We start from the raw sequence: 12,522 nt of genomic DNA, 5'->3' as shown, positions 1-12,522 counted from the left end.
GACTCGGTGTCGTCCAGGACCCATTACCCCAAATCTCAATTGTTGCGCGACGCCGGGGCCACGATGCGGTTCATCACTGAATGCGGTGGTAATGGGTCCGGCTTTCGCCAGGACGACGACGTGGGGGGCCGGGGTGGCGTCGAACCAGCTGTTTGACGGGTTGAATCGGAAGCCCGCCGTCATGGCGTGGCTTGCCGAACCATAGCTCGCGGCCAAAGGCCCGCCTTCGCCCTTTGGGCTCCGGCGCGGCATCCTTCTCTCGCTTCGCAACGATAGGACCAGCTCGCTTGCGGCGACGGTCCGTCTTCGCTTTCGCAAGCTCAAGCTACGCCGGACACGCTTCGACCTGAAGGTCTCCGCGTGGCTGCGCCACGCGAAGCCCCGAGCAAGAAGATATAATTAAGCATGGCTTGCCGAGCCGTAGCTCGCGGCCAAAGGCCCGCCTTCGCCCTTTGGGCTCCGGCGCGGCATCCTTCTCTCGCTTCGCGAGCGAAGGATGGTGGGTGCGACAGGGATCGAACCTGTGACCCCTACCATGTCAAGGTAGTGCTCTCCCGCTGAGCTACGCACCCAAAGCCATGTTTGGATCGGGACCCTATAACGGACGGCGGCGGGGCAGGCAAGGATGCAAAGCGAAGGTTTTTTGGCGAATCAGGCCGCCAGCAACTTATTCACTTCGCTAACCAATTCCCGGAGGTGCACGGGCTTGGCCAGCACCTTGGCGTTTTTCGGCGCCTCCGAATCGGAATTGAGGGCCACCGCGGCAAAGCCGGTGATGAACATGATCTTGATATCGGGATCGAGTTCCGTGGCACGGCGCGCCAGCTCGATGCCGTCCATCTCGGGCATCACGATGTCGGTGAGCAGCATTTCGAACGGCTCCTCACGCAGCCGCTGATAGGCCGACATGCCGTTGTCGTGCGGCGAGACCTTGAAACCCGCATTTTCCAGTGCCTTGACCAGAAAGCGGCGCATATCGGTGTCGTCTTCGGCGAGAAGAATTTTCGGCATGGCAGGGATCGTCGAATCCGGCTTGAGGAGCAGTCCGAACAGTAAGCCCGACAGACGGTAAATTTCGGGTGAAATTTGCGTCAAGCCAGCGGCAAATGCGCGCCAGCCAGTTGTGGACCGAACCACGCATCGAATCAACCTCGTACGGCATTTGCCGCCTTCAAGACGCGTTCCAGCCCGCGCCACGCTCTTTTCACTTGGCAGAATGATCGCGATTACCGACAATGCCCGCCCATAAATCTCCGCCTTTCCGGCAGAATCAGTTCTTGCGGGGCGAGGCGGACGCAAGGGACGGCGCCAAGGGAATGACCGAATTTGCTGGCGAGTTGTCGCCCCCGTTCGAGATCGTTGAGCCGCAGGCCTGGCGTGCACCGATCATCTTCAATTCCCCGCATTCGGGCTCGGCCTACCCGGCCGAGTTCCTCGAGGCGTCGCGAATCGACGTGGCGGCGCTGCGCCGCTCCGAAGACTCCTTCATGGACGAATTGATCGCCGGATTGAGCGATCGCGGCTTTCCGATCATCCGGGTCAACTTCCCGCGTTCCTATGTCGACGTGAACCGCGAGCCCTATGAGCTCGACCCGCGCATGTTCACCGGGCGGCTGCCGAGCTTTGCCAACACGCGCTCGATGCGGGTGGCCGGCGGCCTCGGCACTATCCCGCGCGTGGTGGGCGACGGCCAGGAGATCTACCGCGAGCGGCTCGACGTCGACGAGGCGCTGCGGCGGATCGAGGTGCTTTACAAGCCTTATCACCGTGCACTGCGCCGGCTGATCAACAAGGCGCACCAGGCGTTCGGTGCCGTGATTTTGGTCGATTGCCATTCGATGCCGTCGGTCGGGGTCTCGCGCGACGAGCCGCGCCGGCCGGACGTCGTGATCGGCGACCGCTACGGCACGAGCTGCGCGCCGCTGCTGCCCGACCTGGTCGAGGAGATGATGAGCTCGCTCGGCTATTCGGTCGGTCGCAACAAGCCCTATGCCGGCGGCTTCATCACCGAGCATTACGGCAACCCGGCGAGCGGCCTGCACACCGTGCAGATCGAGCTCAACCGCGCGGTCTATATGGATGAGCGCCAACGCGAGCGCGGACCGCGCTTCGCCCAGGTGGCGGCCGACTTTGCGTCGCTCGCGGATGCGCTCGCGAAGATTCCGTTCGGAGATATCGGCCCGTTCCAGGCGGCAGCGGAGTAAATCCTTCGTCGGCCACCCGTGGTCCCGACGAAGTCATGAACCAAGAATTCAAATTGGCGACGCGATAGGCGGCGAATTGGATTCTCGGTTCACTCGCGGAAATAACGGCCCAAAGAAAAAAGGGCCGCTTGAATGAACAAGCGGCCCAAGTCTAGGGAGGAAACGCCCAAGGAGGGCAGCGATAGCGCGAGGCGCTACCGCACCGCAACAATATGCGACCGCGCTGCACAAAACGCAAGAACTTTCGAAACATTTCTTTTGTAATGTTGGTAAGTCTGGCGAAACTGCAACACGGCCCGCGGGCCAAATTAAGATGTTGAATATCAACACCTTACACGAAACGTCGGCGGCCAGTCAGCGTTCAGCGCATAGCTTGTATACCAGAACTCGCAACTTCGTGATCCACCCCGAAGCCAGGCGGACTTTCGAATCGAAGCCAAATCGAAAGTCCGGAACCGCGTCATCAGGCTGGGATAACACTCCGTTAATCGTGCGCGCCGCATGGGATTGAGCTAGGCAAGAGCACATCCGGTATCTATCGCGTCGTTTGCGCATTTCAGGGACATGCCGTGACGGTCATCGACTTTACCGCCTTCATCGGCCGCCTCGCGACCGCATCCGGCGAAACCATCCTGCCCTTCTTCCGCACCTCACTCTCGGTCGACAACAAGAGCTCGAGCGATTTCGATCCGGTCACCGAGGCCGACCGGGCCGCCGAAGCCGTGATGCGGCGGCTGATCAAGGCGAACTTCCCCCAGCACGGCATCGTCGGCGAGGAATTCGGCAATGAGCGCCAGGACGCCGACTATGTCTGGGTGCTCGATCCGATCGACGGCACGAAATCGTTCATCGCCGGCTTTCCGATCTGGGGCACGCTGATCGCGCTGCTGCACAGAGGTACGCCGGTATTCGGCATGATGCACCAGCCCTATATCGGCGAGCGCTTCTCCGGCGACAACGGCTCGGCACATTACTCCGGACCGTCGGGCGAGCGGCGGCTCTCGGTGCGGCGCTGCGCCTCGCTGAAGGAAGCGACCGTCTTCACCACCAGCCCGCTGCTGATGAATCCGGATGACCGCGCCCGCTTCGGCCGCGTCGAGCAAGCGGCGCGCCTGTCGCGCTACGGCGGCGACTGCTACTCCTATTGCATGCTCGCGGCCGGCCATCTGGACCTCGTGGTCGAGACCGAGCTGAAACCCTACGACATTGCCGGCCTGATCCCGATCGTCACCGGCGCCGGCGGCGTCGTCACCACCTGGGACGGCAAGCCGGCGCAAGGCGGCGGCCGCATCATCGCAGCCGGTGACCCGCGCGTGCACGAAGCCGCGATGAAGCTGCTCAACGCCTGATCCTTGCTCCGCCTGATTTCTTGAGTTGCCGGGCGATTGATCTGCGCCCATCCTTAGGGCAACGAGAAAAGTCAGGGACGGGCGACATGACGATGTGCGGCAGGCTGCTGGCAGCCATTCTCCTGCTTCTCGCGCCCGTCACCGCCAGCGCCTAGCAGTTCCCGACCAAGCCGATCCGGCTGATCGTGCCGTTCCCGCCCGGCGGGCCCAACGACATCATCGTGCGGGTGATCGGGCAGAAGATCTCGGAACTGGTGAAGCAGCCGATCATGACAACCGCGCCGGCCAGGGCGGCGTGCTCGGCACCGATGCGGTCGCCAAGGCCGCACCCGACGGCTACACGGTTGCGATCGCGAGCGCCGGCGCGCTGGCGATCAGCCCGAGCATGGAGAAGGTCGCCTACGACACGCTGAAGGATCTCGTGCCGGTGACGCTGGTCGCGACATGCCGGAGCACTTTCGCGACTTCATCGCCGCCGATATCAAGAAATGGGCAAAGGTGATTCAGGACGCCGGCGTGGTGACGGCGAAGCAAGACCAATAGTCGAGCCCGCCGAATGCGCCGCCGGCATCGATGTGCTCATGCGCCAGATCGAGCTCGCCGATCAGCCACATCACCTTCTGCACGTTGAACGAACTGCGCCGTCCCCAGACCCTGAGCATTGCAGTCTCCTCGGCTTCGTCAGCGCTGCGCTTCGGCCCGCAGATATTCCACCAGCTGCTTGGCCGCGCGCGGCAATGCCTTGAAGCTGCGCGCGCAGATGGTCAGCCGGCGGTTGGCCCAGGCGTCGCGGATCCGGATCGTCGTGATCGGCATCGCCGCCGCACAGCGTCGCGCCGCGGTTTCCGGGATCACCGCGATGCCGACATCGGCGGCGACCATCTGGCAGATGGCGTCGAAGCCGCGCAGGCGGGCGCGGAAGCGCAACCGCGCACCAAGTTTTGCCGCGTGCCGCGAAATATGGACCTGCAGCGCCGACGTCGCCGTGAGGCCGACGAAATCGCGGCCGACCACCTCCTGGAAGTCGATCTGGCGGCGGCCGCCGAGATCGCCGCGGCGCGACGCCACCAGCATCAGGCGGTCCTCGCTGAACAGGAAGCGTTCGACGCTGTCGGGCAGCGCATGTTCGGCGGCGAAGCCGAGATCGGCGGCGCCGCTCGCGATCGCTGTCGCGATATCGGTGCTCTCACGCTCCTCGACGTCGACGCTGATGTCGGGATGTCCGTGCAGGAACGCCGCCAGCGCCCGCGGCAGATGCTCCGAGAGGCCCGAGGTGTTGGCGAGCAGCAGCACATTGGCACGGACGCCGCTGGCATAGGCGGCGAGATCACTCTGCAGGGCCTCGACATTATGCATCACGATCCGCGCGTGACCGAGCAGGCTCTCGCCTGCCGCCGTCAGTTCGACGCCGCGGCGGCCGCGCTTGAGCAGCGCGACGCCGAGCGCCTCCTCGAGGCCCTTGATCCGCTCGCTGGCCGAGGCTAGCGCAAGGTTTGCGCGCGCCGCGCCCTGGGTGATGCTGCGTGCATCCGCCACCGCGATGAACAATTGCAAGTCGATCAGGTCGAACCGCATGACGTCTCCCGCCCCGCCCTTCGGACGATCCGAAGGCTAACTCCGTAACCTCCAGATTGTGCCGATCGGCTCGATCGGTCAATGTGCCGCCATGGTCGACCATCTCCTGATCTTCATCGCTTTCGCATTTCTGCTCGCCGGTTTCGTCAAGGGGACACTCGGCCTCGGTCTGCCGACGGTCGCGATGGGACTGCTGGCAACCACGATGGCGCCGGGCCAGGCGATCGCGATCGTGATCGTGCCGGCGATTGTCACCAATATCTGGCAGACCTTCGTCGGCCCGTATCTGCGCGACATCCTCAAGCGGTTGTGGCCGCTGATGCTCGGCACCGTGGTCGGAATCTGGATCAATGCCGGGCTATTGACCGGTCCTTACGCAGCCTACGGCACCGTGGTGCTCGGCGCGCTGCTGGTGATCTACGCGATCGTCGGCCTGAGCAGATTCAACTTCAAGGTCGCGCGGCGCCACGAGACATGGATCGGCGGCATCGTCGGCGTCATCACCGGGCTGATCTCGGCGGCAACCGGCGTCCAGGTCATTCCCTCGATGCCGTTCATGCAGGCGATCGGCATGGAGCGGGACGAACTGGTACAGGCGCTCGGCGTCTTCTTCACCACCGCGACCATCGCACTCGCCTTCAATCTTACGGCCTCGGGCCTGCTGACCGCGGCCACCGCGCTGCCGGGCGCGGTGGCGATGGTGGCGTCGTTCACCGGCATGTTCGTCGGCCAGGCGGTCCGCACACGGATGCAGCCGGACGTCTTCCGCCGCTGGTTCCTGATCTCGATGATCCTGCTCGGCATCTATCTGGCCGGCGGCGCGCTGCTCAATATCCACGGCTAAGAACCTAGCGCGCCTCCAGCATGGCAACGCGGACGCCGAGATAGATGAAGAGCGCGCCGAGCGAACGGTTGATCCAGGCGATCACGCCGGTCGATCGCCGGATGCGGCCGGCAGCCCGCGCCGCAAAGGCCGCGAGGCCGAGGCACCACAGCGTGCCGCCGGTGATGAAGATCAGCCCGAGCACCAGGAAGGCGAGCGTCTTGTGGGCTGAGTCTGCCGCCACGAACTGCGGCAGGAATGCCAGGAAGAACAGCGCCACCTTGGGGTTGAGGATGTTGGTCAGCGCCCCCTGCCAGAACACACGCGAGATCGAGGTCTCGTCACCTCGCCCGGCGATCTCCGCGATCGGCTTGGCGCGCGACAGCAGCATCTGCAGCCCGGTCAGCACCAGATAGGCCGCGCCGATCAGCTTGACGGCCAGAAACGCGGTGGACGACGCCATCAGCAGCGCCGACAGCCCGATCGCCGCGCCCAGCACGTGGACTAGGCAGCCGCAACTGATACCGATCGCCGCAGCGGCGCCGCCGCGCCATCCGTGCTGAATCGTGCGCCCTATGATATAAGCGGTATCCGGTCCCGGCGTGACGTTGAGCAGCAGCCCGGACAGGACAAACAGCCAAAGCTCGTGAATTCCCAGCATCTCGGCCACATTAACCTATGTAAGTAAACCGAAGGACCGTCAGCCAACCTGCGCCATCCCAGCGACACACGAATTCAGTAGAGAAACGGACGGTACGATCCGTTGGTCGCATGCCAATTCCTGCTACTATGCATTATAGGTGCCCGTAAACCGAGCTTCCGCCGGACCCGACCTGTCTTGTAAGTATCGGATTCGGTCACCTCGGCTAAGTGGCCAATTCCAGGGCACAGGAGACATGGAAAGACGGCTCGCTGCCATTCTTTGCGCTGATATCGCCGGCTACTCCCGCATGATGGGTGTCGACGAGGCGGGGACGCATGCCTCGTTCAAGGCGCATCGCAGCGCGATCTACCCGATCATCCTCAACCATGGCGGCCGAATCGTCAAAAACACCGGCGACGGCTTCCTGCTGGAATTTCCGAGCATCATCGGCGCGATCGAGGCTGCCGTCGCGATGCAGACCCTGATGGCCGAGCGCAACGAACATCTGCCGGCCGACCGCGCCATGCACTTCCGGATGGGCGTCCACATGGGCGACGTCATGGCCGACGAGGACGAGGTGTTCGGCGACGACGTCAACATCGCGGTCCGCCTCGAGACCGTTGCCGTGCCCGGCGGCATCGCGGTGTCGGACAAGGCGCGCACCGAGTCAGGGCGGCGGCTTGCCGTCACCCTGGTCGATGCCGGCCCGCACCGCTTCAAGAACATCGCTGAACCGGTCCATGTCTGGACCTGGGCGCCGGCCGGATCCGATCTCCAGGAGAAGACGCCGGATGACGGCCCGCATCTGCCGGGACAATACCGGACCGCGATCGTCGGCGTGCTGCCGTTCGATAATCTGAGCGGCGGCGCCGACGAATATTTCTCCGACGGCCTGACCGAGGATCTGATCCACGCGCTGTCGCTGCAATCCTTCTACCGCGTGCTGAGCCGCAACTCGACCTTCGCCTACAAGGGCAAGAATGTCTCGACCCGCCTGATCGCGCGCGAAATCGACGCGACCTACCTGATCCAGGGCTCGGTGCGCCGCGCCGGCAACAAGATCCGCGTCTCCGCCGAGCTGATCGCGCCCGAGAAGGGCGAGCAGCTGTGGACCGGCCGCTACGACCGCGACATGGGCGACCTGTTCGCGATGCAGGACGAGATCACCGCCAACCTCTCCGCCGCGGTGGCCCAGGAGATCTACCGTGCCGAGGCCTCGGCACCGGCGCGCTCGCCGAACGCCGAACTGACCGCGTGGGATCGCTTCCTGAAAGGTCTGTCGCACTACTATCACCAGACCAAGGACGATTGCGAAACCGCGATCGCGCTGTTCAAGGAGGCGATCGAGCTCGACCCCGCGTTGTCGATCGCGCGCGCCTATCTCGCGCTGATCCAGATCCAGAGTATCCAGTTCGGCTGGATTCGAAGCACACGCGAATTGTGGGCCTCGTCGGTCAGCCTGGCCGAGAGCAGCGTCCGGCTCGACCCGCGCTCCTCGTTCGCGTTTTCGCTGCTGGCCTATCTGCATGCGATGCAGGGCCACTACGAAGCCGCGATGGACGCCATCAAGCGGGCGATCGAGCTCAACCCCTACGACATGGGCGCCCGCGGCGTGCTTGGAATCTGCCACATGGTGATCGGCGATCATCGCAAGGCGGTCGATCTGTTCTCGACGGCGGTCCAGCGCGGCAACAGCGACCCGCGCTACCAATGGGGAGCTTTGAACGCGTTCAGCCATTACCTGCTCGGACAGTACGACGCATCGCTGTCATGGTCGCGCGAAACGCTCTATCTCAACCCGAACCACCTGCAGGGCCTTGCGGTGCGCGCCGCGGCACTCGCCCAGCTCGGCCCGCGCCGACGAAGCCGCGCAGGCCGCCGAGGCGCTGCTCGCCAATCATCCCGACCTCACGGTCGAACGTCACTTGCGCAATTTCCACTGGAAGAACCCGGCCGACATCGCGCTCTATCGCGAAGGCCTCTTGAAAGCCGGCCTCCCCTTCGGCAAACTCGCTCTGGTTGCATCCAACTCGAAATTCGCCGCCGATTCCTGAGCGAATTCATCCACCGGTAATGGATGCTTTTTAAGCTGAAGCTTTTTCAGGATGTGGATTGATGTCCGATACGGCTGCAAGCGCGGCACCCGCCCCGCAGGTTTCCCCTGACAATCCGTGCCCGTTCCTGCGTGCGCTGGTCGCCGGCGACTATGTCGGCGGCCATATCGTGCCGCTGCCGAAGCTGACCGAAACCATCGACCGCGCCACCGGCAAGACCGGCCTTCCGGCGCTCAGCGCCGGCGCCAAGATCTTCATGGTCGCGCAGATGGCCAACGGCATCGGTCCGTTCAGCCAGATTCGCAGCCTGTTGCAGGGCGCGATCCTCGACGAGTTGCGCAATGGCCCGCTCGACAAGCACGGCGCCGGCTCGCGCATCCTCGATCAGCATGCCGTCGTGCATGAGGACGAGATCGCGCGGCTCGCCACCTTCGGCACGGACCACAAGGCCCCCGACGGCAGCGTCGAACGCGGACTGTCGGCCTCCGAGATCAAGACGTTCATGGCAGCGAACTTCCAGCGCGCCAAGGACGAACACCCGCCGTCCTACGCGATCCTGCACTGCTACTATCCGCTGCTGATGCTCGGCGAGTGGCCGGTGCTGCTCGACATCATGGGCAAGGGCGAAGGCAAGGACCGCTATCTCAGCGTCGCCGAGGTCCGGACCTTGTTCGTCGAAAAGCGCTTTCCCGACCGGATCGTCGCGCTGCTGGAGGGCTAGATTTCTTTTTGACGCGTTTTCTTCACGCGAACCGGTATCCACTTCGCTCGAAAACGCTATCGTTCACTTGAACAGCGGCGTGCCCGGCACGAAGGCGTCGAACGCCGCCCAGAATTGCCCGCGGTAGCGATCCTGCTCCTGCAGGATCTCGTGCTTGGAGCCGGCGATCACGAGATGCGAACCGGCGCGCAGATGGTAGGCGAACTCCTCGATCGCCGCCGTCGACACCACCTCGTCATTGCTCGCCGCCAGCATCAGGATCGGCTGGCGGATTTCGGACGGATACGACATGCCGCGAAAAGTGCGCATCGCGGTGAATGCGGTGTCGGCCCAGGCGATCGTCGGCGCAGCGATGCCGAGCGACGGGTCTTCTTCCAGAATCGCCGCGTTGCGCGCGTGGCGCACCGGGTCGCTGGTCACGGGATTACCAATGAAGGGCGCGAGGCCGACCAGTTCGTCGCTGCTGCCCGGAACGTAGCGGCCGCCCTGCCCGGCCAGTCGCATGATCCGGAGCAGCGCGCTTGGAAAGAACGACACGCGCCCGCGCGGCAGGTCGATCATCGGCGCCGACAGCACCATGCGATCGAACCAGCGCTTGCCGGCATGCGCGATCCGCAGCATCACCGCGCCGCCCATCGAATGCGCCAGCGCGAAATAGGGCGGCGGGCAATCCGGCAGCACCACCTGCTGCACGAAGGTCTCGACGTCGACCTCGTAGTCGGCGAAGTCGCGGACGTAACCCTTGCGTGGATCGCGCAGCCGCCGCGACGAATGCCCTTGCCCGCGCCAGTCGATCATCGCCACCGCAAAACCGCGGTCGCGCAGGTCGCGCACCGTCTCGAAATATTTCTCGATCATCTCGCCGCGTCCGCCGAACACGCAGACCGTGCCCTTGCGGCCGGGCGGCGGCGCCCAGCGCGCGAAGCGCAGCTCGGCCCCGTCCGGTGTCTTGATGGTGCCACTGACAACGTCGTCCGGAACCGGGTTGGCGGGGATCGAGACGAGCGTCATGCAGGAGACCGGAGTGGAGGGACAGGGTGGAAATCAAGGACGCCGGCGCCGAAAAAAAGCGACGCGGTTTCCGCCTCTTGAACGCGACGTGACCCCTCCCATATCACCTCAGTGCAGGCCGCTACCAGTGTTTCGGAACCGGAACATCAGGCTGCACACATCTAAGCCCGGCCCGATGGCGGGCGGGTAACTGAAACAGTCGCTCATTGGAGGACTACCCCTATGCGTACCTACGACCTCACTCCGTTTTATCGTTCCACCGTCGGCTTCGACCGCCTCTTCAGCCTGCTCGATCAGGTGACCTCGGACGGCAGCCCCGGCTATCCCCCCTACAACATCGAGCGCACCGGCGAGAATGCTTACCGGATCAGCGTTGCGGTCTCCGGCTTCTCGCAGGCCGAGCTTTCGATCGTCGCGAAGGAGAACACGCTGACGATCAAGGGCGAGAAATCCGCCAACGAGAACTCCGGCAACAGCGCCGAAGTGCTCTATCGCGGCATCGCCTCCCGCGCCTTCGAGCGCGTCTTCCAGCTTGCCGACTTCGTGCAGGTGAAGAACGCGTCGCTCGAGAACGGCCTGCTCCACGTCGATCTCGTCCGCGAGATTCCCGAGGCCAAGAAGCCCCGCAGCATTCCGATCGGCGGCGGCGAGAAGGCCCCGCAGGTGGTTGACGGCTCGGCCAACAAGGTCGCGGCCTAAGCGACACATCCCGCGTCGGCAGATATTGGCTGGACGCGAAAACGCCCCGGGAAACCGGGGCGTTTTTGTTGCTGGCTTTCGCGCGAGCCGTTGGCTCCATCCGGCAATCTTCCCCTTCCCCCTGAAAGGGGGAAGGTCGGGATGGGGGTCCGGCCACGGACGACAGTGTTCGCGGAGAGAGCAGATCCCCACCCGCTTTGCTCTCGCGAGCAAAGCGACCTCCCCTTTTCAAGGGGAGGTTTGAAGAGCGTAGATCACTCCAGTCCCTGCACCTTCGGCATTTCCTGGGTCGGCAGGATCGCAGGCGCCGGCGGCGGTGGAGCGGCCTGACCAACGGTCGGAGCCTCGGCTTGCTGGACGGCCTGCGGTGCGGCCGCCTGGGTTTCGGCCGGCTTCGGTGCGGCCGCGGCCTGCTCGGCCGGCGCGGGTGCAGTTGCCGGGCTCGCAGTGGTCGGGGCGACGGCGGCCTGAGCCGCCGGCGCGGGAGCCTGGGCCGCCGCCGGGGCAGAAGCCGGCGCCGGACCGGGCGCTGACCTGGACGCGAGCGGGCTCCGCTTCGGCACCGGCACGCGGCTCGCGACATGCGGGATCGGGAGCGGCGGCCGCGGCACTCTCGCCTGGATCGCCCGCGGCATCGGGCCGACCGGGCCGTAGGTCGCGCTCATCTCCTCCTCGTAGTTGTCGCCGAGCCGGTAGGCCGGGGTGAAGCGGATGATGTGCCCGTCGCGGGCGTCGATCACCAGCCGGCCGTCGTCGCCGCCCTGGTCGATCACCGAAATCGTGTAGACGAAGCCGCGCTGTCGGGGGGCGCCGAGCGGCAGATAGCCGTTCTCGCGCAGCACGGTGTAGACCTCGACCGGCGGCAAAAGGCTCGGGACGCGGCCGAAGCGCGGCGGCGGCGGAACCTCGGGCATGGCGGCGTAGGGCCCGTCCATGTCGGATACCCGGACGAGAGCCGGGCTGCCGATCCGAACTGATGTCACCAGCTGCGCCTGGGCCGAGGCTGCGCTGAGCGCGAGAGCGGCGGCTGCAATCGAACCTGTGAACAACTTCATCGCCGTAACTCCTGTCTGGCCACGCCTTAAGGAGCTTCCCGCTCTCTTGCCGGCTGGCCGGGCAAAATTTCGGTTTGAATTTCGGCGGTCCTTGGTCCCTCCTTGGGCCAGATCACGGCGTGTTTGCTTCGAATCAGGGGCGCGGCGGGCCCGTCGAGCTGTCCGATCCAAGCATGCGGGCGAGGACTTCCTCGCGCTTGTGTGATAGACAAAAATTTGGCAAGGTCGAGGTTAGGACAGCAAAGCTGTCTCAATTTCGAGGCCATTCCGGCATAGGGATTGCAACGAAACCTCGGCGCCCCGGGCTCCGAGAATGCTGCAGGCAGGGCCGTCCCCTAGGGGACGTTGAAACGCCCGTCGCCTGAATTTAGGAAAATGCGGCTCGCGG

11 protein-coding genes, 1 tRNA gene and 2 pseudogenes are annotated in these 12,522 nt (G+C 64.6%); 7 read left to right on the top strand and 7 right to left on the bottom strand.

The window, feature by feature from the left end:
• Window positions 1-497: 497 nt before the first annotated feature.
• A tRNA-Val gene (locus tag ACVW1C_RS25825) sits at window positions 498-572 on the bottom strand.
• Between the two features lie 79 nt (window positions 573-651).
• Entirely contained in the window at window positions 652-1,011 is a 360-nt protein-coding gene (gene cpdR, locus ACVW1C_RS25820) for a cell cycle two-component system response regulator CpdR (protein WP_456763173.1), read from the bottom strand.
• 305 nt (window positions 1,012-1,316) lie between these two features.
• Here cpdR and ACVW1C_RS25815 point away from each other — a divergent pair, with 305 nt between their 5' ends.
• From ACVW1C_RS25815 to ACVW1C_RS25805, 3 genes and pseudogenes are all read left to right on the top strand, one after another.
• A complete protein-coding gene (locus ACVW1C_RS25815) occupies window positions 1,317-2,204 on the top strand; it encodes an N-formylglutamate amidohydrolase (protein WP_456760808.1) in 888 nt (295 codons plus the stop codon).
• Between the two features lie 569 nt (window positions 2,205-2,773).
• Window positions 2,774-3,553, top strand: coding sequence for a histidinol-phosphatase (gene hisN / locus ACVW1C_RS25810; protein ID WP_456760807.1), 780 nt, complete (start codon window positions 2,774-2,776; stop codon window positions 3,551-3,553).
• An 86-nt stretch (window positions 3,554-3,639) separates the two neighbouring features.
• Window positions 3,640-3,998, top strand: a pseudogene (locus tag ACVW1C_RS25805) (Bug family tripartite tricarboxylate transporter substrate binding protein); the annotation flags it as partial.
• A 58-nt stretch (window positions 3,999-4,056) separates the two neighbouring features.
• Here ACVW1C_RS25805 and ACVW1C_RS25800 read toward each other — a convergent pair.
• Together ACVW1C_RS25800 and ACVW1C_RS25795 are read right to left on the bottom strand one after the other, a co-directional pair.
• Window positions 4,057-4,215 carry a hypothetical protein gene (locus tag ACVW1C_RS25800; RefSeq protein WP_456760806.1) on the bottom strand — a complete coding sequence of 53 codons (159 nt, stop codon included), beginning with the start codon at window positions 4,213-4,215 and terminating at the stop codon, window positions 4,057-4,059.
• Between the two features lie 19 nt (window positions 4,216-4,234).
• Window positions 4,235-5,128: a LysR family transcriptional regulator gene (locus ACVW1C_RS25795; RefSeq protein WP_456760805.1), complete on the bottom strand. Its 894-nt coding sequence runs from the start codon at window positions 5,126-5,128 to the stop codon at window positions 4,235-4,237.
• Between the two features lie 91 nt (window positions 5,129-5,219).
• On the opposite strand from ACVW1C_RS25795, the gene ACVW1C_RS25790 reads away from it, so the two are divergent.
• Complete coding sequence (locus ACVW1C_RS25790) at window positions 5,220-5,972, top strand: sulfite exporter TauE/SafE family protein (RefSeq protein ID WP_456760804.1); 753 nt, start codon at window positions 5,220-5,222, stop codon at window positions 5,970-5,972.
• Window positions 5,973-5,976: 4 nt separating this feature from the next.
• Here ACVW1C_RS25790 and ACVW1C_RS25785 read toward each other — a convergent pair whose 3' ends face one another.
• Entirely contained in the window at window positions 5,977-6,612 is a 636-nt protein-coding gene (locus ACVW1C_RS25785) for a LysE family translocator (protein WP_456760803.1), read from the bottom strand.
• Between the two features lie 235 nt (window positions 6,613-6,847).
• On the opposite strand from ACVW1C_RS25785, the pseudogene ACVW1C_RS25780 reads away from it, so the two are divergent.
• Together ACVW1C_RS25780 and ACVW1C_RS25775 are read left to right on the top strand one after the other, a co-directional pair.
• Window positions 6,848-8,648 (top strand): annotated as a pseudogene (locus ACVW1C_RS25780) (adenylate/guanylate cyclase domain-containing protein).
• Between the two features lie 61 nt (window positions 8,649-8,709).
• Window positions 8,710-9,369, top strand: a complete 660-nt coding sequence (locus ACVW1C_RS25775) for a hypothetical protein (protein ID WP_456760802.1) — start codon at window positions 8,710-8,712, stop codon at window positions 9,367-9,369.
• Between the two features lie 63 nt (window positions 9,370-9,432).
• Here the strand turns inward: ACVW1C_RS25775 and ACVW1C_RS25770 are convergent, their stop codons facing one another.
• Entirely contained in the window at window positions 9,433-10,380 is a 948-nt protein-coding gene (locus ACVW1C_RS25770; protein ID WP_456760801.1) for an alpha/beta fold hydrolase, read from the bottom strand.
• A 222-nt stretch (window positions 10,381-10,602) separates the two neighbouring features.
• On the opposite strand from ACVW1C_RS25770, the gene ACVW1C_RS25765 reads away from it, so the two are divergent.
• Window positions 10,603-11,079 (top strand): Hsp20 family protein, encoded by a 477-nt coding sequence (locus ACVW1C_RS25765; RefSeq protein ID WP_456760800.1) that lies wholly within the window; start codon window positions 10,603-10,605, stop codon window positions 11,077-11,079.
• A 254-nt stretch (window positions 11,080-11,333) separates the two neighbouring features.
• Here the strand turns inward: ACVW1C_RS25765 and ACVW1C_RS25760 are convergent, their stop codons facing one another.
• Window positions 11,334-12,134, bottom strand: a complete 801-nt coding sequence (locus ACVW1C_RS25760) for a hypothetical protein (protein ID WP_456760799.1) — start codon at window positions 12,132-12,134, stop codon at window positions 11,334-11,336.
• Between the last annotated feature and the right edge of the window lie 388 nt (window positions 12,135-12,522).

The organism is Bradyrhizobium sp. USDA 4011 (assembly GCF_054063415.1).
The sequence above is the reverse complement of the archived record's forward strand: the minus strand, read 5'-3'. Positions and strand labels throughout refer to the sequence as shown.